General features: G+C 63.1%; 18 protein-coding genes. 13 read left to right on the plus strand and 5 right to left on the minus strand.

The features are described from left to right. Positions 1-59 precede the first annotated feature (59 nt). The 4 genes from NRG23_RS14760 to NRG23_RS14775 are packed head-to-tail and all read left to right on the plus strand — an operon-like array spanning position 60 to position 3958. Positions 60-1070: an ABC transporter permease subunit gene (locus tag NRG23_RS14760; RefSeq protein WP_023969582.1), complete on the plus strand. Its 1011-nt coding sequence runs from the start codon at positions 60-62 to the stop codon at positions 1068-1070. Positions 1071-1081: 11 nt separating this feature from the next. Beyond that, positions 1082-2008, plus strand: a complete 927-nt coding sequence (locus NRG23_RS14765; protein ID WP_007927027.1) for an ABC transporter permease subunit — start codon at positions 1082-1084, stop codon at positions 2006-2008. 10 nt (positions 2009-2018) lie between these two features. Continuing rightward, on the plus strand, positions 2019-2987 hold the full coding sequence (locus tag NRG23_RS14770; protein WP_009046966.1) for an ABC transporter ATP-binding protein: 969 nt from the start codon (positions 2019-2021) through the stop codon (positions 2985-2987). Continuing rightward, entirely contained in the window at positions 2987-3958 is a 972-nt protein-coding gene (locus NRG23_RS14775; RefSeq protein WP_016701689.1) for a peptide ABC transporter ATP-binding protein, read from the plus strand. Before NRG23_RS14770 ends, NRG23_RS14775 begins: the two co-directional genes overlap by 1 nt. A gap of 120 nt (positions 3959-4078) precedes the next feature. On the opposite strand, the gene NRG23_RS14780 is transcribed toward NRG23_RS14775, so the two are convergent. Further along, the gene (locus tag NRG23_RS14780; protein ID WP_016701688.1) at positions 4079-4339 is read right to left on the minus strand and encodes a hypothetical protein; all 261 of its coding nucleotides are present in this window, start codon (positions 4337-4339) and stop codon (positions 4079-4081) included. Between the two features lie 479 nt (positions 4340-4818). After that, the gene (locus tag NRG23_RS14785) at positions 4819-6402 is read right to left on the minus strand and encodes a peptide chain release factor 3 (RefSeq protein WP_009046963.1); all 1584 of its coding nucleotides are present in this window, start codon (positions 6400-6402) and stop codon (positions 4819-4821) included. Between the two features lie 546 nt (positions 6403-6948). Here NRG23_RS14785 and NRG23_RS14790 point away from each other — a divergent pair. From NRG23_RS14790 to NRG23_RS14815, 6 genes are all read left to right on the plus strand, one after another. Beyond that, positions 6949-7665: an ABC transporter permease gene (locus NRG23_RS14790; RefSeq protein ID WP_028681655.1), complete on the plus strand. Its 717-nt coding sequence runs from the start codon at positions 6949-6951 to the stop codon at positions 7663-7665. Positions 7666-7685: 20 nt separating this feature from the next. Further along, complete coding sequence (locus NRG23_RS14795) at positions 7686-8579, plus strand: glycine betaine ABC transporter substrate-binding protein (protein ID WP_257374943.1); 894 nt, start codon at positions 7686-7688, stop codon at positions 8577-8579. 14 nt (positions 8580-8593) lie between these two features. Then, entirely contained in the window at positions 8594-9286 is a 693-nt protein-coding gene (locus NRG23_RS14800) for an ABC transporter permease (RefSeq protein ID WP_016701686.1), read from the plus strand. A 222-nt stretch (positions 9287-9508) separates the two neighbouring features. Further along, the gene (locus NRG23_RS14805; RefSeq protein ID WP_009046959.1) at positions 9509-10666 is read left to right on the plus strand and encodes a betaine/proline/choline family ABC transporter ATP-binding protein; all 1158 of its coding nucleotides are present in this window, start codon (positions 9509-9511) and stop codon (positions 10664-10666) included. Positions 10667-10912: 246 nt separating this feature from the next. After that, on the plus strand, positions 10913-11302 hold the full coding sequence (locus NRG23_RS14810; RefSeq protein WP_016701684.1) for a zinc-binding dehydrogenase: 390 nt from the start codon (positions 10913-10915) through the stop codon (positions 11300-11302). Beyond that, a complete protein-coding gene (locus NRG23_RS14815) occupies positions 11293-11433 on the plus strand; it encodes a zinc-binding dehydrogenase (protein ID WP_009046957.1) in 141 nt (46 codons plus the stop codon). The genes NRG23_RS14810 and NRG23_RS14815 overlap by 10 nt, the downstream gene beginning before the upstream one ends. On the opposite strand, the gene NRG23_RS14820 is transcribed toward NRG23_RS14815, so the two are convergent. Next, positions 11434-12117 (minus strand): type 1 glutamine amidotransferase domain-containing protein, encoded by a 684-nt coding sequence (locus tag NRG23_RS14820; RefSeq protein ID WP_009046956.1) that lies wholly within the window; start codon positions 12115-12117, stop codon positions 11434-11436. 134 nt (positions 12118-12251) lie between these two features. Here NRG23_RS14820 and NRG23_RS14825 point away from each other — a divergent pair, with 134 nt between their 5' ends. Continuing rightward, on the plus strand, positions 12252-13223 hold the full coding sequence (locus NRG23_RS14825) for a LysR substrate-binding domain-containing protein (protein ID WP_009046955.1): 972 nt from the start codon (positions 12252-12254) through the stop codon (positions 13221-13223). A gap of 351 nt (positions 13224-13574) precedes the next feature. Next, the gene (locus tag NRG23_RS14830; protein WP_007923836.1) at positions 13575-14738 is read left to right on the plus strand and encodes a type III PLP-dependent enzyme; all 1164 of its coding nucleotides are present in this window, start codon (positions 13575-13577) and stop codon (positions 14736-14738) included. Positions 14739-14923: 185 nt separating this feature from the next. On the opposite strand, the gene NRG23_RS14835 is transcribed toward NRG23_RS14830, so the two are convergent. Together NRG23_RS14835 and NRG23_RS14840 are read right to left on the minus strand one after the other, a co-directional pair. Continuing rightward, positions 14924-15706 carry a tetratricopeptide repeat protein gene (locus NRG23_RS14835; protein ID WP_257374946.1) on the minus strand — a complete coding sequence of 261 codons (783 nt, stop codon included), beginning with the start codon at positions 15704-15706 and terminating at the stop codon, positions 14924-14926. A gap of 3 nt (positions 15707-15709) precedes the next feature. Next, positions 15710-16390 (minus strand): Fe2+-dependent dioxygenase, encoded by a 681-nt coding sequence (locus NRG23_RS14840; RefSeq protein WP_257374947.1) that lies wholly within the window; start codon positions 16388-16390, stop codon positions 15710-15712. Between the two features lie 205 nt (positions 16391-16595). Here NRG23_RS14840 and NRG23_RS14845 point away from each other — a divergent pair, with 205 nt between their 5' ends. Further along, on the plus strand, positions 16596-18869 hold the full coding sequence (locus NRG23_RS14845) for a TonB-dependent siderophore receptor (protein ID WP_101281805.1): 2274 nt from the start codon (positions 16596-16598) through the stop codon (positions 18867-18869). The last annotated feature ends 99 nt before the right edge of the window (positions 18870-18968 follow it).

Raw genomic sequence — 18968 nt, forward strand, 5'->3', positions numbered from 1 at the left:
GCATCCCTGACCCCAGGGATGCCGGACACGCCTAACCGGCTGATGAGGTACACCAGAAGATGTTTAGTTTTATTGCCCGCCGTGTGGGGTTGTTGATTCCCACATTCTTCGGCATCACCTTGCTGACGTTCGCATTGATTCGCATGATTCCCGGCGATCCCGTGGAAGTCATGATGGGCGAGCGCCGGGTAGACCCTGAGATGCATGCCCAGGCAATGGAACGCCTTGGTCTGAACAAACCGCTGTATGCCCAGTACCTGGACTACATCGGCAAACTCGCCCAGGGCGACCTGGGTGAATCCCTGCGGACTCGCGAGAGTGTGTGGAGCGAATTCACTTCCCTGTTCCCGGCGACCCTGGAACTGGCCTCGGCCGCGATGCTGTTCGCCGCCGTGATCGGCCTGCTGGCCGGGGTGATCGCCGCGCTGAAACGAGGATCGCTGTTCGACCACGGGGTGATGGGCATCTCCCTCGCGGGCTACTCGATGCCGATCTTCTGGTGGGGCCTGATCCTGATCATGTTCTTCTCCGTGAGCCTGGGCTGGACCCCGGTTTCCGGACGGCTCGACCTGCTCTACGACATCGAGCCGAAAACCGGCTTCATGCTCATCGACACCCTGCTGGCCGATGACACCAGCGCCTTCTTCGACGCCCTGCACCACCTGATCCTGCCGGCCATCGTGCTCGGCACCATTCCGCTGGCGGTGATCGCACGGATGACCCGTTCCTCGATGCTCGAAGTGCTGCGCGAAGACTACATCCGCACCGCCAAGGCCAAGGGCCTGTCGCCCGCCCGCGTGGTGTTCGTGCACGGCCTGCGCAACGCGCTGATCCCGGTGCTGACCGTGGTCGGCCTGCAAGTCGGCACCCTGCTGGCCGGCGCGGTCCTGACCGAAACCATCTTCTCCTGGCCCGGCATCGGCAAATGGCTGATCGAAGCCATCGGCGCCCGGGACTACCCCGTGGTGCAGAACGGCATCCTGTTGATCGCCTGCCTGGTGATCCTGGTCAACTTCGTGGTGGACATCCTCTACGGCTTTGCCAACCCACGCATTCGCCACCAGCGCTGAGGACAATACTCATGAGCACTCCAACCTCCTCAGTAGCCGTATCCGCCGTGGCCGTGGATCAAAGCCTGCTGTACCCCTCGCCGTACAAGGAATTCTGGCAGGCGTTCTCGCGCAACAAGGGCGCGGTGGCCGGCCTGCTGTTCATGCTGCTGGTGATCTTCTGCGCGATCTTCGCGCCCTGGGTCGCCCCGCATAACCCGAGCGAGCAATACCGCGACTTCCTGCTGACCCCGCCGGTCTGGCTCGAAGGCGGCCAATGGCAATTCATCCTCGGCACCGACGAACTGGGCCGTGACCTGCTGTCGCGCCTGATCACCGGTTCGCGCCTGTCGCTGCTGATCGGCCTGTCGTCAGTGGTCATGTCGCTGATCCCGGGCATCCTCCTGGGCCTGTTCGCCGGGTTCTTCCCGCGCCTGCTCGGGCCGACCATCATGCGCCTGATGGACATCATGCTGGCCCTGCCGTCCCTGCTGCTGGCCGTGGCGATCGTCGCCATCCTCGGCCCAGGCCTGATCAACACCGTGATCGCCATCGCCGTGGTATCGCTGCCGTCCTACGTGCGCCTGACCCGCGCCGCGGTGATGGGCGAGCTCAACCGCGACTACGTGACCGCCGCGCGCCTGGCCGGTGCCGGCCTGCCGCGCCTGATGTTCATCACCGTGCTGCCCAACTGCATGGCGCCGCTGATCGTCCAGGCGACCCTGAGCTTCTCCTCGGCGATCCTCGATGCCGCGGCCCTGGGCTTCCTCGGCCTTGGCGTCCAGCCGCCCACCCCCGAGTGGGGCACCATGCTGGCCTCGGCCCGCGACTACATCGAACGCGCCTGGTGGGTGGTGAGCCTGCCCGGTCTGACCATTTTGCTCAGCGTGCTGGCAATCAACCTGATGGGCGACGGCTTGCGCGATGCGCTGGACCCGAAACTCAAGAACGCCGCCTGAGGAGATTCCCATGTCACTGCTAGAAATCAAGAATCTCAACGTGCGCTTCGGCGACGCCCAGGCCGTTCCCGTGGTGGATGGCCTGGACCTGAACGTGGACAAGGGCGAAGTCCTGGCCATCGTCGGCGAATCCGGCTCCGGCAAGTCCGTGACCATGATGGCGCTGATGGGGCTGATCGAGCATCCCGGCATCGTCACCGCCGACGCCCTCAGCTTCGACGGCAAGGACATGCTCAAGCTCAGCGCCCGGCAACGCCGGCAGATCGTCGGCAAGGACCTGGCCATGGTCTTCCAGGACCCGATGACCGCGCTGAACCCGAGCTACACCGTGGGCTTCCAGATCGAGGAAGTGCTGCGCCTGCACCTGAAGATGTCCGGCAAGGCGGCCCGCAAGCGCGCCATCGAACTGCTGGAAAAAGTCGAGATCCCGGGCGCCGCCAGCCGCATGGACGCCTACCCGCACCAACTGTCCGGCGGCATGAGCCAGCGCGTGGCGATTGCCATGGCGATTGCCGGCGAGCCGAAACTGCTGATCGCCGACGAACCGACCACCGCCCTGGACGTGACCATCCAGGCGCAGATCATGGACCTGCTGCTCAACCTGCAACGCGAGCAGAACATGGGCCTGGTGCTGATCACCCACGACCTGGCCGTGGTCGCCGAAACCGCCCAGCGCGTGTGCGTGATGTACGCCGGGCAAGCGGTGGAAGTGGGCAAGGTGCCGGAGTTGTTCGACATCCCCGCCCACCCCTACACCGAAGCGTTGCTGGCTGCGATTCCCGAGCACAGCATGGGCGCGGCGCGCCTGTCGACCCTGCCGGGCATCGTTCCCGGTCGCTACGACCGTCCGCAAGGTTGCCTGCTCTCGCCACGCTGCCCGTACGTGCAGGAAAACTGCCGTCAGCAGCGTCCAAGCCTCGACCCGAAAGCCGCCAGCCTCGCACGCTGCTTCTACCCGCTGAATCAGGAGGTGGCGTAATGGCCGTCGTTCTTACCGCCCGCAACCTGACCCGCCACTACGAAGTGTCCCGCGGCCTGTTCAAGGGCCATGCGACCGTGCGCGCCCTCAACGGCGTGTCGTTCGAGCTGGAAGCCGGCAAGACCCTCGCGGTGGTCGGCGAGTCCGGCTGCGGCAAATCCACCCTGGCCCGGGCCCTGACCCTGATCGAAGAGCCGTCCTCCGGGTCCTTGAAAATCGCCGGCCAGGAAGTCGCCGGCGCCGACAAGGCCCAGCGCAAGCAACTGCGCAAAGACGTGCAGATGGTGTTCCAGAGCCCCTACGCCTCGCTCAACCCCCGGCAGAAGATCGGCGATCAACTGGCTGAGCCGCTGCTGATCAACACCAAGCTGTCGGCCAGCGAGCGGCGGGACAAGGTCCAGGCGATGATGAAGCAGGTGGGCCTGCGCCCCGAGCATTATCAGCGCTACCCGCACATGTTCTCCGGCGGCCAGCGCCAGCGTATCGCCCTGGCGCGGGCGATGATGCTGCAACCGAAAGTGCTGGTGGCGGACGAACCGACCTCGGCCCTCGACGTGTCGATCCAGGCCCAGGTACTGAACCTGTTCATGGACCTGCAGCAGGAGTTCAACACCGCCTACGTGTTCATCTCCCACAACCTGGCGGTGGTACGTCACGTCGCCGACCACGTGATGGTGATGTACCTCGGCCGGCCGGTGGAAATGGGCCCGAAAGAGGACATCTACACCCGTCCCCTGCACCCCTACACCCAGGCGCTGCTGTCGGCCACGCCGACCATTCACCCGGACCCGGACAAGCCGAAGATCAAGATTGTCGGTGAATTGCCCAACCCGTTGAACCCGCCATCCGGCTGCGCGTTCCACAAGCGCTGCCCGTATGCCACCGAGCGTTGCAGCACCGAAGAGCCGGCCCTGCGCCTGCTCGACACCCGTCAGGTGGCCTGCCATTACGCCGAGCAGTTCCTCGGCTGACCCGGCAAGAAAAAGGCGCCGCGGTTGCTCGCGGCGCCTGATCAGTGTTGACCAAGCCCCTTCTGTCGGATTGCGCATCAGTCCGGCAGAGGGGGTTTTCTTTTTTCCGCAGACGCAAGCTCAGCCCTGGCTAGCCTCGTCTTCGCTGTCGGTATCCGGCTCGTCGGTCGTCGCATCGTCATCGTCCGCGCTGCCACCCTGCCCCTGATCGCCCGGCTCGGACTCCGACTTGGCGATCATCTGCACCCCGTTCTGCAGATGCCCAGGCCCCCAGAAACCCGGCACCCGCGCCGCCTGGTCACTGGCCCAGGCCGCAGACAGGCCGAGCGACAACAGCACCAGCACCTTGAGCAACAGCACAACCCGTTGGAAAACATTCATGTTGATTCCGTCCCTTTGCGTAGGTGAATCAATAATGGCCACAGGCCCTGACCTGCAAGGCGAGGCTTCGTATGAAACCTAGCCCCGAAGCCGGTGCTTTGCCAGATAGCAAGCTATCTATTCGCCCACTGGATAGACGGCTTTCGACTAGGCCTTAAAACCTGCGGTTATGCCTCGCTCCTACGGGGGTATGCGGGATTTGATTCGCGATCTACAAGCACACCACGTATCTGTAGGAACTGCCGGTCGACGCTCGATTGCCCGCGATGGCGTCCATTCGGGCAATGGGATTCCGGCAGAATAGTGGTGGCAGGTTTTGGGGCTGCTACGCAGCCCATCGCGAGCAAGCTTCGCTCCTACAGCAGCATGCGCGGTTCGATCCCTGCCCCGCAGGGTGTGCGGGCATCACCTATCCACGGGCACAAAAAAGCCCCGCGGTTTGGGGCCGCGGGGCTTTTTTGTGAGGCGTCGCTCAGACCTTAGTGATGCTCGCGGGTCGCGCGGAATTTCACGTCCGGCCAGCGCTCTTCCATCAGCGCCAGGTTGACCCGGGTCGGGGCCAGGTAGGTCAGGTGACCGCCGCCGTCCAGCGCGAGGTTTTCCACGGCCTTGTTGGCGAATTCCTCGAGCTTCTTCTTGTCGCTGCAATCGATCCAGCGCGCGGACCACACGGTGATCGGCTCGTAGGAGCACTCGACCTTGTATTCCTCTTTCAGGCGGCTGGCGACCACATCGAACTGCAGCACACCAACGGCGCCGAGAATGATGTCGTTGCTGCGCTCAGGGAAGAACACCTGGGTCGCGCCTTCTTCGGCCAGCTGTTGCAGGCCCTGGCGCAGTTGCTTGGATTTCAGCGGATCCTTCAGGCGCACGCGGCGGAACAACTCCGGGGCGAAGTGTGGGATGCCGGTGAAGCCCAGGGCCTCGCCTTCGGTGAAGGTATCGCCGATCTGGATGGTGCCGTGGTTGTGCAGGCCGATGATGTCGCCAGCGTAGGCTTCTTCGAGCTGTTCACGCTCGGAGGAGAAGAAGGTCAGCGCATCGCCGATGCGCACGTCCTTGCCGGTGCGCACGTGGCGCATCTTCATGCCTTTCTCGTACTTGCCCGAGCAGATGCGCATGAAGGCGATCCGGTCGCGGTGTTTCGGGTCCATGTTCGCCTGGATCTTGAACACGAAGCCTGTGAACTTCTCTTCCTGTGGCTCGACGGTGCGCTCGTTGGCCACGCGTGCCAGCGGCAGCGGCGCCCAGTCGACGACGGCGTCGAGAACGTGGTCGACCCCGAAGTTGCCCAGGGCGGTACCGAAGAACACCGGGGTCAGCTGGCCGTCCATGAACTCCTGCTGGTCGAACTCGTGGCAGGCGCCCTGCACCAGTTCCAGCTGCTCGATGAAACGCTCGTACTCGTCGCCCAGGTGGGCACGGGCTTCATCGGAATCGAGCTTCTCGATGATCTTGGTTTCGGTGCGCTCGTGGCCGTGGCCGGCGGTGTAGACAATGATGTAGTCGCCCGCCAGGTGGTACACGCCCTTGAAGTCGCGGTAGCACCCGATCGGCCAGGTGATGGGCGCCGCCTTGATCTTCAGGACCGCTTCGATTTCGTCGAGCAGTTCGATCGGGTCGCGGATGTCACGGTCGAGTTTGTTGATGAAGCTGACGATCGGCGTGTCGCGCAGACGGCAGACGTCCATCAGGGCGATGGTCCGTGGCTCTACGCCCTTACCGCCGTCGAGCACCATCAGCGCCGAGTCCACCGCGGTCAGGGTCCGGTAGGTGTCTTCCGAGAAGTCTTCGTGGCCCGGGGTGTCGAGCAGGTTGATCATGTGTTCGCGATAAGGGAACTGCATGACCGACGTGGTAATGGAAATACCCCGCTGCTTCTCCATCTCCATCCAGTCGGAGGTGGCGTGGCGGTCGGACTTGCGGGATTTCACCGTACCGGCAACGGCAATCGCCTTGCCCATCAGCAAGAGCTTCTCGGTGATGGTGGTTTTACCCGCATCCGGGTGGGAAATAATGGCGAAAGTGCGGCGTTTCGCGACTTCGGCGGCCTGTTTGGTCATGGGAAATCGCCTGGCAGGTGATTCAAAAAAAGGGCGGCGAGTATAGCGCAAAGCAAGCTCCACGGACCACCGTTCGGCCTGGAGCCTCTGCAACCATTGCCCTGTAGCCGCTGCCGAGCAGCGCGAGGCTGCGATCGATTTGGGCGGCATTCCGACGCAGCAGTCGCAAAACCAGGCAACGCGGTGTTTCAGTCCCATCCCGTGCTCCGTGTTTGCGAGCGCTGCGCGCTCGATCGCAGCCTCGCTGCGCTCGGCAGCGGCTACAGGCGGCCAGGCATCAGAGATATCGGAGTAATGGGATTGAGGGTGGCCAAACGTTGCCAAATATGGAACCTTTTAAAAGGTGGAGGCGTCCACTCCCCTGTTACGAGCTTTCGTCAGGGGTAGAAAAATCAGCAAGTTAGCCTGACGAGGCTATGCGTATGGCTCGATCCGGCGCTGTTTCCAGCGCATCGACGAGCTGCTTCTCGCGACCATTCTTTTGGCAGCCAGGCATGGCCTTGCCACACGAAAGAAGGCTCGCCGACATAAAAAAGGAGTCCGCCTGTGGCTATTCGCTATGGCAAAGGGCTGATAGGAGGCGCGGCGGTTATCGCTCTCCTGGCCCTGCTGGTCCACTGGATCGGCATCAGTACGATCGAACACTACCGCGACGATCTGTTGTTTTACCTGCAAGCCCATCTGTACCTGGTACTCGCTTCAATGTTCGCCGCCCTCGTGGTGGGGATACCCGCCGGCATCTTCCTCAGCCGACCGCAGATGGTCGGGCGTGCCGAGCGCTTCATGCAGCTGTTCAACATCGGTAACACCGTCCCTCCCCTGGCCGTCCTGGCCATCGCCCTGGGGATCCTCGGCATCGGCAGCGGGCCGGCCATCTTCGCTTTGTTCCTCGCCTCCTTGCTGCCCATCGTGCGCAACACCTACGAAGGCCTGAAAAACGTCCAGGGCTCCCTCAAGGAAGCCGCCGTCGGCATCGGCATGACCCCGCGCCAGGTGCTGTGGAAAGTCGAGCTGCCCAACGCCGTGCCGATCATCATCGGTGGCGTGCGCGTGGCCCTGGCGATCAACGTCGGCACCGCGCCGCTGGCCTTCCTGATCGGCGCCAACAGCCTCGGCAGCCTGATCTTCCCCGGCATCGCCCTGAACAATCAGCCGCAACTGCTGCTCGGCGCGGCCTGCACCGCCTTGCTGGCGCTGCTGCTCGACGGCCTGGTGACACTGGCCAGCCGCCTCTGGCTGGAACGCGGCCTGCGCCCGTCTTAAGCCTGCGCGAAGGAATTCACATGAAAAAAATAGCTTTGATCATAGGCTGCGTCCTGCTGTGCGCAGGAATTGCCCAAGCCGCGCAAAAGCCGGTGATCCGCATCGGCGCCCGGGTCTTCACCGAGCAGACGCTGCTGGCGGAAATCACTTCGCAGTACCTGCGCAGCAAGGGTTACGACACCCGGGTCACCGGCGGCCTGGGCAGCAACCTGGCGCGCAGCGCCCACGAAAGCGGGCAGCTGGACATGCTCTGGGAATACACCGGCGTGTCCCTGGTGGCCTACAACCACGTGACGGAAAAACTCGACAGCCAACAGTCCTATGAACGGGTCAAGGAACTCGACGGAAAAAAAGGCCTGGTCTGGCTGACGCCGTCGAAATTCAGCAATACCTACGCCCTGGCCCTGCCGAAAAATGTCGCGGACGCATACCCGCAGATCAACAGCGTCAGCGACCTGAAACACGTCCTCGACGCCGAACGCCAGGACCACCACCTGATCGCCCTGGACACCGAGTTCGCCAACCGCTCCGACGGCCTGCAAGGCATGGTCAAGCTGTACGGCATGGACCTGACCCGCAAGAACATCCGGCAGATGGACGCCGGGCTGGTCTACACCGCCCTGCGTAACGGCCAGGTGTTCGCCGGCCTGGTCTACACCACCGACGGCCGACTCAACGCCTTCAACCTGAAGCTGCTGTACGACGACCTGCATTACTTCCCCGACTACACCGCGGCCCCCGTGGTGCGCCAGGCCTACCTCGACGCCCACCCGCAACTGGCCGCCGACCTCAAGCCACTGGCCGAACTGTTCGACGACCAGACCATGCGCCAGCTCAACGCCCGGGTCGACGTCGACCATGAAAGCCCATCCGCCGTTGCCGCAGATTTCCTGCGCCAGCATCCACTGAACTGAGGGAGGAAAAAGCCATGGAATTGCTCAACGCCTTTTCCCATCTCGACTGGCCGCAAGTCATCCAGCTGACCTGGCAGCACATCACTCTGGTGGGCATCGCCGTGACCCTGGCGATCCTCTTCGGCGTGCCCCTGGGTATCCTGATGACCCGCTTCCCGACCCTGGCCGGTCCGCTGCAAGCCAGCGCCACCGTGCTGCTGACCATCCCGTCGATCGCCCTGTTCGGCCTGCTGCTGCCGTTCTATTCCAAGTTCGGCCAGGGCCTGGGGCCGCTGCCGGCGATCACCGCGGTGTTCCTCTATTCCCTGCTGCCGATCATGCGCAACACCTACCTGGCGCTGACCGGCGTCGAGCCGGGGATTCGCGAAGCGGCCCGTGGCATCGGCATGACCTTCGGCCAGCGCCTGCGCATGGTCGAGTTGCCGATCGCCGTGCCGGTGATCCTCGCCGGCGTTCGCACCGCCGTGGTGATGAACATCGGCGTCATGACCATCGCCGCCACCATCGGCGCCGGCGGCCTGGGTGTGCTCATTCTTGCTTCCATCAGCCGCAGCGACATGTCGATGCTGATCGTCGGCGCCGTGCTGGTCAGTCTCCTGGCCATCTTCGCCGACCTGCTTCTGCAATGGCTGCAACGCTCGCTGACGAGTAGGGGGTGTTCGGTGCAAATGACGGGCGCGCCGTCGCCCCACAAAGCGCAAGACTAGGCATGAGGAGAGAAGTTTGGTTTTTCCAAATGAACGACGAATAACGACGGATTGCGCTTTGTGGGGCACGGCCCTTCGGGTTGGAGCTGTGATCGCTCCGGCCTGCGTTGTGGGACTTGAGAAGGGAACACCATTCCCTGCGTCCCACGCCTTGCCCGGAGCGATCACAACTCCAACGCGCTCCGTCATTTGCACCGAACACCCCCTACCAGGACTGCTCAAATGATCGAACTTCAAAACCTGACCAAGACCTTCCAAAGCAACGGCAAGACCATCACCGCCGTTGACTCCGTAAGCCTGACCGTCAACGAAGGCGAAATCTGCGTGTTCCTCGGCCCGTCGGGCTGCGGCAAGAGCACCACGCTGAAAATGATCAACCGCCTGATCATGCCGACCTCGGGCAAGGTGCTGATCAACGGCGAAGACACCACCGGCCTGGACGAAGTGACCCTGCGCCGCAACATCGGCTACGTGATCCAGCAGATCGGCCTGTTCCCCAACATGACCATCGAGGAAAACATCGTGGTGGTGCCGCGCCTGCTGGGCTGGGACAAGCAGAAATGCCATGAGCGCGCCCGCGAGCTGATGAGCATGATCAAGCTCGAACCCAAGCAGTACCTGCATCGTTATCCGCGTGAGCTGTCCGGCGGCCAGCAACAGCGGATCGGGGTGATCCGCGCACTGGCGGCCGATGCGCCGCTGCTGCTGATGGACGAACCTTTCGGCGCGGTCGACCCGATCAACCGCGAGATGATCCAGAACGAGTTCTTCGAGATGCAGAGGGCGCTGAACAAGACCGTGATCATGGTCAGTCACGACATCGACGAAGCCATCAAGCTCGGCGACAAGATCGCCATCTTCCGCGCCGGCAAGCTGTTGCAGATCGACCACCCGGACACCCTGCTGGCCCATCCGGCGGACGACTTCGTCAGCAACTTCGTCGGCCAGGACAGCACCCTCAAGCGCCTGCTGCTGGTGAAGGCCGAGGACGCCGCCGACAACGCGCCGTCGGTCAGCCCGCAAACCCCGGTGGCCGACGCCCTGGAACTGATGGACGAACACGACCGCCGCTACCTGGTGGTGACCTGCGCCGAGAACAAGGCCCTGGGTTACGTGCGCCGCCGCGACCTGCACCGCCAAACCGGCACCTGCGCCCAGTACCTGCGCGAGTTCAACGCCACCGCGGCCTACGACGAACACCTGCGCATCCTGCTGTCGCGGATGTACGAGTTCAACCGTTCGTGGCTGCCGGTGCTGGACGCCGAGCGGGTGTTCCTCGGCGAAGTGACCCAGGAATCGATTGCCGCCTACCTCAGCTCCGGTCGCTCGCGGGGGATGAAGACCAATATCGTCTCGCCAGCCGAGACTGCGCTGGCCTGAGGCCTGTCCATCAACCCCGTGACATCACGCAAACGAGCCAGACCGAGGTCTGGCTCGTTTGTGCCATGACCGGAAAAACCACCACGCCCGAGTTTTTTATTCGCTGCATTTATGCATCGCAGCAGCGAGAAATCGCTGCGCGACTGCATCAACTCCCGCCCCTACCTTGAACGGCATCCCAATCATTCGAGGAAGCCCTCATGTCCCCCTCCATGTTCGCCATCGAAATCCAGCGCCCCGGCGGTCATGCTGGCCAAGGCCTTCGGCGCGTCGCGGATCTTCACCACGGTTTCCAGCGAGGAACAGCAAAAGGTCAGCCTTGCCCTGGGCGCGGACCAGGCGATCAATTACCGGCAGGAAGATTTCGTCGAGGTGATGATGCAGGCCACCGACGGCAAGGGCGTGGACGTGATCGTCGATATCATTGCCGGGGACTATGTGGCACGCAATTTCGCCGCCGCGGCGACGTACGGCAGGATCGTGCAGATCGGCGTGCACAAGGGCGCGGCCCGGGAACTGAGCCTGTTCCCCTTGCTGAGCAAACGCCTGACGCTGGTGGGCTCGACCCTGCGCTCGCGCAGCCACGACGAGAAAGCCGAAATCGTCGCCGAGCTGGAACGGCAGGTTTGGCGCTGATCAGCGCCGGCCGGGTCAAACCCTATATATTCGAGCGGTTCGCGCTGGAGGATGTGCAGCAGGCCCACCGACTGATCGACAGCGGCCGGCATATCGGCAAGATCATCCTCCAGCTCTTTACCCGCGGCTGATCAGCCCGCCAGCGCCTTGAGCACCAGCGCCGCGACCGCCCCGCCCGATGCCGGGTTCTGCCCGGTGATCAGGCGTTGATCGGCCACCGCGAAGGATGCCCAGGGCTCGGCGGCCTTCTTGTAGATCGCGCCACGCTTGAGCATTTCGTCCTCGGTCAGGTACGGCACGTACTGATCGAGTTCGGCCAGTTTCTCCTCGGCGTTGGAGAAGCCGGTGGCTTCCTTGCCCTTGAGCAGCAGGCTACCGTCGGACAGCTGGATGTTCAGCAGGCCCACGGCACCGTGGCACACCGACGAAACGATGCCGCCCGCTTCATAGATCAAACTGGCGATCTTCTGCAGCGCCTTGTTGTCCGGGAAGTCCCAGACCACGCCATGGCCACCGGCGTAGTAGATCACCGAGTAATCCGCCGGGTTGACCTGCTCCGGTTTCAGCACCGAGCCAAGCCGGGCCATGAACGCGGCATCCTGGTACCAGGCCCAGTCGGTTTCGTCGGCCATGGCCAGGCTGTGGGGATCGATCGGTGTATAACCGCCCTTGGGGCTCACATAATCGACCGCGTAACCGGCCGCCTCGACCGCCTTGACGAAATGCACGGCTTCGCCCAGCCACAGGCCGGTGGCCCGGTTCAGCGTCGGGTACTTGGGAAAACTGGTCAGGACCACTAGCATTTTCTTGCTCATGCTTCACCTCACTGGACATGAATGGCTGCGCGGACCGGCCGCGCGGCCAAGGGAAAGCCACCTTAGCCAGCTCCACCCCGCGCACATAGCCGACGGGCCGCAACTGACTATTTCATTCTTGGAACAGCCCCACGATGTACGACCTGAACGAGCTGTACTTCTTTACCTGCATCGTCGAACACCAGGGAATAGGCGCAGCCAGCCGTAACCTGGGGATTCCCAAGTCCCGGCTCAGCCGTCACCTGAGCGCCCTCGAGGAGCGCCTCGGGGTGCGCCTGATCAACCGATCCACGCGTCAGTTCAGCGTTTCGGAGCTGGGGCTGGAGTACTACCAGCATTGCCTGGCCATGCTCGAAGGGGCCGAGGCTGCGCAGTCGCTGATCGAACACAGCCAGGCCTCCCCCAAGGGCACGGTGCGCATCGCCTGCCCCACCGCGCTGCTGAACTTCCTGGTGGCCGGCATGATCTCGCGCTTCATGGAGCGCTACCCCGAGATCAAGGTGCAGCTGGAAAGCACCAACCGCAGTGTCGACCTGCTGCGTGAAGGGTTCGACATTGCCCTGCGGGTCGACGTTCCACCGCTGGAAGACAGCAGCCTGACCCTCAAGCCGCTGTCCCGCAGCCCCCAGGAACTGGTGGCCAGCCCGGCGCTGCTGGAACGCCTGGGGCCGGTGCGGGCGCTGAGCGACCTCACGGGATTTCCCAGCCTGGACCAGGGGCCGGCCAACCACAGCTATTGCTGGCACCTGGAAGATGACCAGGGGATACAGGCCTCGGTGGCGCACAGCCCGCGGCTGATCACCGACGACATGATCACCTTGCGCCGCGTCGCCCTCGAGGGCGGCGGTATCGTGCAACTGCCCAAGCTGGTGGTGTTCAAGGACATGCGCAACGGCACCTTGCGTCCGGTCCTCGCCGGCTGGAAACCCAGGAGCGCCCAGGTCTATGCGCTGTTCGCCAGCCGTCGCGGCGTCATGCCCTCGGTCCGCGCGCTGCTGGATTTTCTCGCCGAGAACTTTCGCGCCCTGGACTTTGAAAATCTCTACGACGGCTATGCTTTGCGCGGCGACGAGGATGCCTGTTTCCTGACCGACTCCAGGCTCTGAACCGGCGGATCGGCAAGGTCAGCGGACAATGGCGAGGAACATCAGCCTGTCATCTGGGTCGGTTACATAAATGACTGACTCGGACCACGCGACGAACGCGTGCAAAAACGCGACATTTTTTGTTGATCTCAGGCCCCTCACGCCCTAAAGTTCGCGCCGAACGTCCATGCTGGAAACGATCCATCCGGCTCAAGTACTGACGACGAGACAGCAAGGCCAAGGGCAAATACGCCCGTGGCCTTTTTGCTTTCGGCGACATGCCTTGGGAAGTAGGCGAACCAAAGTGGGGATACGGAGGACGTTCATTTGCACCCATTGTTTTTACCCGTTTGCCATTAGGAGCTCCCAGGTATGTCGATTCAGGTCGAAGACTATTTCGCGCGCGAAACCTTTCAGAAAATGAAGGCGTTCGCCGACAAGCAAGAAACCCCGTTCGTGGTCATCGACACCCAGATGATCGCCCAGGCCTACGATGACCTGCGCGCCGGTTTCGAGTTCGCCAAGGTCTACTACGCGGTAAAAGCCAACCCGGCCGTCGAAATCATCGACCTGCTGCGGGAAAAAGGTTCGAACTTCGACATCGCCTCGATCTACGAACTGGACAAGGTGCTGGGCCGCGGCGTCAGCCCGGACCAGATCAGCTACGGCAACACCATCAAGAAATCCAAGGACATCCGCTACTTCTACGAGAAGGGCGTGCGCCTGTATGCCACCGACTCCGAAGCCGACCTGCGCAACATCGCCAAGGCCGCGCCGGGCTCGAAAGTCTATGTGCGGATCCTCACCGAAGGCTCGACCACCGCTGACTGGCCGCTGTCGCGCAAGTTCGGCTGCCAGACCGACATGGCCATGGACCTGCTGATCCTCGCCCGCGACCTGGGCCTGGTGCCTTACGGCGTGTCGTTCCACGTGGGTTCGCAACAGCGCGACATCAGCGTCTGGGACGCGGCGATCGCCAAGGTCAAGGTGATCTTCGAACGCCTGAAGGAAGAAGACGGCATCCACCTCAAGCTGATCAACATGGGTGGCGGCTTCCCGGCCAACTACATCACCCGCACCAACAGCCTGGAAACCTATGCCGAGGAAATCATCCGCTTCCTCAAGGAAGACTTCGGCGACGAGCTGCCGGAAATCATCCTCGAGCCAGGCCGTTCGCTGATCGCCAACGCCGGCATCCTGGTCAGCGAAGTGGTGCTGGTAGCGCGTAAATCCCGCACCGCCGTGGAGCGCTGGATCTACACCGACGTGGGCAAGTTCTCCGGCCTGATCGAAACCATGGATGAAGCCATCAAGTTCCCGATCTGGACCGAGAAGAAAGGCGAGACGGAGGAAGTGGTCATTGCCGGTCCGACCTGCGACAGCGCCGACATCATGTACGAGAACTACAAGTACGGACTGCCGCTGAACCTGGCCATCGGCGACCGCCTGTACTGGCTGTCCACCGGTGCCTACACCACCAGCTACAGCGCTGTGGAATTCAACGGCTTCCCGCCACTGAAATCCTTCTACGTGTAAGCGCCACGCCGTAACGAAAAAGCCCATGACGTGTCATGGGCTTTTTTATGCCTGCGAAATGGCGGTGGCTTGCGTCTATGTAGCGCACGCGTTGCCTCTGTAGGAGCGAAGCTTGCTCGCGATAGGCCGAAGGCCGGTGGCGGCCTTGATACCGTCATCGTGGGCAAGCCTCGCTCCTACAGAAGCTACAGCTGGGCTAACGCCTCGCGGTCGGTTTCGTCACCCAGCTCTGCCGCACGCTGGTGATAAGCCAGGGCCAGGCCGCGGATCTGCGGATGGGCCGCCTGCAACAAAGCGCCACGGGCGATCCGCAGGAAGTTCAGGTTGCCGCCTTCCAGAGCCTTGCCCAGCCAACCCAGCGCCTCGTCGATACGCCCGGCATCGGCCAGCACCGCAGCGTGGCTGAACTGCCCACGGAAATCCCCGCCCTCGGCGGAACGGCAATACCAGTCGCAGGCCGCCGCGACATCCCTGGGGCAGTGACGCCCCTCCTCCAGATAGCGGCCCAGCAGGTTCATGGATTTGGCATGGCCCATGGCGGCCGCGCGCTGGTAGCAGTTCAAGGCCAGGGCGTGGTTTTCAGCGACTCCGCGACCGGTGGCCAGCAGGTTGGCGTAGTTGTACAGCGCCCAGTCCAGCCCGGCTTCGGCCGCCTGGCGATAATGCCCGGCAGCCGCCTTGGCATCGGCCTCGCAGCCCCAACCGTGCTCACAGCAGCGCCCCAGCATGTTGCGCGCCATCGGGTGCCCGCCCTTGGCGGCGATCGTGAACCAGCGCAGCGCCAGCGCCTGGTCGCGCTCGATGCCCAGGCCGTCGAGCAGGATCTGCCCGAGCAGCGCCTGGGCATCCAGCACGCCCTCCCCGGCCGCCAGCAGGATCGCCTGGGCGGCCCGGGCCGGGCTCTGTTCGAGCATGGCGCGCAGCTGCTCGCCGTCGAGGACTTCCTCGCGGCGTAACTGGAAACTCACGGTCTACACCTCGACCCAGCGGCGCAACAGGTTGTGGTAGGTGCCGGTCAGGCGGATCAGCGACGGATGATCCGGCATGTCGCGGGTCAGTTGCTGGATCGCCTCGTCCATCTCGAACAGCAGGGCGCGCTGGCTGTCTTCGCGCACCAGGCTCTGGGTCCAGAAGAACGACGCATAACGGGTGCCGCGGGTGACCGCATTGACCTTGTGCAGGCTGGTACCCGGGTACAGCACCATGTCGCCGGCCGGCAGCTTCACCCGATGGGTGCCGAAGGTGTCCTGGATTTCCAGCTCGCCGCCGTCGTAGTCCTCCGGGTCGCTGAAAAACAGGGTCGAGGACAGGTCGGTCCGCACCCGCTCGACGCTGCCCTTGGGCTGGCGCACGGCGTTGTCGATATGGAAGTCGAAACTGCCACCGGCGGTGTAGCAGTTGAGCAGCGGCGGGAACACCTTGTGCGGCAGCGCCGCCGACATGAAGCGCGGGTGCTGCCACAGGCGCTCGAGCATCGCCGCGCCGATCTCCTGGGCCAGCGGGTGGCCTTCGGGCAGCTGCAGGTTGTGCTTGGCCTTGGCCGACTGGTAACCGGCGGTGATCTTGCCATCGGCCCAGTCCGCCTGCTCCAGGGCCTCACGAATACGCAGCACTTCTTCACGGGAGAACAGGCCGGGAATATGCAGGAGCATGAGGCAATACCTGAAAGCAAAGGGGTGCAAATGATATTGATTCTTATTGCAAATGTAAAATGCGCAGACGAATGAAAACGTAAAAACCGTAAAGCGAAATTGTAAAGAATGTAAATTCTGTGCGAATAGCAATTTTTCGCAATTGATACAAATACTTGTTCGCCTTATATTCCGCCGCCTCAAATCCTTGGGGAGGGGAATCACCATGTCGCGCCAACAACCACCATCACCGCTCGGTTCACCACGCCTGCTGGCGTCTGCAATTGGCGTGGCGATCACCGCCGGTTCCGCAGCCCACATGGCTTTTGCCGCGGAAAACACCGAGAAGAAAGCCGCCGGCAATGCCATTTCCCTGGATGCCACCAGCATCACCGGCGAAGCCCAGGACCAGACGTCCTACCAGGTCGAAAAGGCCTCGTCGCAGAAGTACACCGCGCCGCTGGTCAACACCCCGCGCTCGGTCACCGTGGTGCCTCAACAAGTCCTCAAGGACACCGCCGCCACCTCGCTGCAGGATGCGCTGCGCACCGTGCCGGGCATCACCTTCGGCGCCGGTGAAGGCGGCAACCCGCAAGGCGACCGTCCGTTCATCCGCGGCTTCGACGCCCAGGGCGACACCTACCTCGATGGCGTGCGCGACACCGGCGGCCAGAGCCGCGAGATCTTCGACATCGAATCGATCGAAGTCAGCAAGGGGCCCAACTCCTCCTTCGGCGGTCGCGGCTCGGCCGGCGGCAGCCTCAACCTGGTGAGCAAGACGCCCAAGCAGCAAGACTTCCTCAACGGTGGCTTCACCTATGGCTCCGACCAGACCCGCCGTTATGTGCTGGACGTGAACCGCCAGTTCCTCGACAGCGCCGCCTTCCGCCTGAACCTGATGAGCCACGAGCAGAACGTGGCCGGTCGCGACGCCGTCAACTACGACCGCTGGGGTGTGGCACCGTCCCTGACCTTCGGCCTGGGCACCCCGACCCGCGTCAACTTCAGCTACTACCACATGGAAAGCGACGACCTGCCGGACTCGGGCATTCCCTACGGCTACAGCTCGGCCAGCGCCACCGCCCACAAGCACGACAAACCGACCGACGGCGGCGACAGCGACAACTTCTATGGCTTGAAGGACCGTGACTTCCGCAAGACCCGCGCAGACATCAGCACCATCTCCATCGAGCACGACCTGAACGACAACATGACGCTGAAAAACACCCTGCGTCATGGCAACACCGGCCAGGACTACATCCTCACCCAGCCGGACGACAGCAAGTTCAACGTCAACAAGTACGGCACCGTGTGGCGTCGCGCCAACTCGCGGGTGTCCACCACCGAAACCACCACCAACCAGACCGACCTGTTCGGCGAATTCCAGGCACTGGGCTTCAAGCACAACTACTCCACCGGCCTTGAGTTCACCGGCGAAGAGACTCGCGTCAGCAGCTACAACATCGCCGGCAACACCGCCAAGGTCTGTAACCCGGGCAGCATCCCGAGCTGCACCTCGCTGAGCAACCCGAACCCGGACGATGCCTGGACCGGCGCCATCAGCCGCAACTACTACGGCACCAACACCAAAGCCACCAGCCGCGCGGCCTATGTGTTCGACACCATCGAGCTCGATCCGCAATGGCTGCTGAACGTCGGCCTGCGCTACGACACCTTCGACACCGTGGCCAATACCGACACCGCCACCGGGCGCACCAAGATCAAGGACGACAGCCAGTTCTGGAACTGGCAGGCCGGCCTGGTGTGGAAACCGACGGACAACGGCAGCGTCTATGCCTCCTACGCCACTTCGGCCACACCACCGGGCGGCCTGGTCGGCGAGGGTGCGGACGGCAACCCGCTGTCCGCCGGCGCCAGCGTCAGCGACCTGCAACCGGAAGAAACCGTCAACTACGAGCTGGGCACCAAGTGGGATGTGTTCAACGACCGCCTGTCCCTGACCGCCGCGGTGTTCCGTACCGAGAAGAAAAACACCCGCATCCTGGTGGATGCCCTGACCTACCAGAACGCCGGTGAGTCCCGCGTCGACGGCCTGGAGCTGTCGGCCAGCGGCAAGATCACCGACAAGTGGCAAGTCTTCGCCGGCTACAGCTACCTGAAAAGCGAGCTGGTGGACGCCGGTCTCAACGGTCGTAACGGGGTCGTCAGCGCCGGTTCGAACAAAGGCAATGAAATGCCGAACACGCCGAAAAACAGCTTCAGCCTGTGGACCACTTATGAAGTTCTGCCGAAGCTGACCGTCGGCGGCGGTGCGTTCTATGTCGACGAGGTGTATGGCGATGCCGGCAATACCGTGTATGTGCCGTCCTACACCCGCTACGACGCCATGGCCAGCTACAAGCTGAGCAAGAACGTCGACCTGCAGCTGAACGTGCAGAACCTGACCGACAAGACCTACTACGACAAAGCCTACTCGGCGCACTTCGCCAACCAGGCAGCCGGCCGTACCGCCTTGTTCACCACCAACTTCCACTTCTGACGGGTTTCACCTGTAGCCGCTGCCGCAGGCTGCGATCGACCCCGAAGGGGGCGCAGGATCGTGAAATCGCTGGAGGACCTGCGTGTCGAGCGCGACCCC

It is taken from the genome of Pseudomonas sp. T8 (assembly GCF_024610635.1).
Lineage (GTDB): Bacteria > Pseudomonadota > Gammaproteobacteria > Pseudomonadales > Pseudomonadaceae > Aquipseudomonas > Aquipseudomonas chlororaphis_I.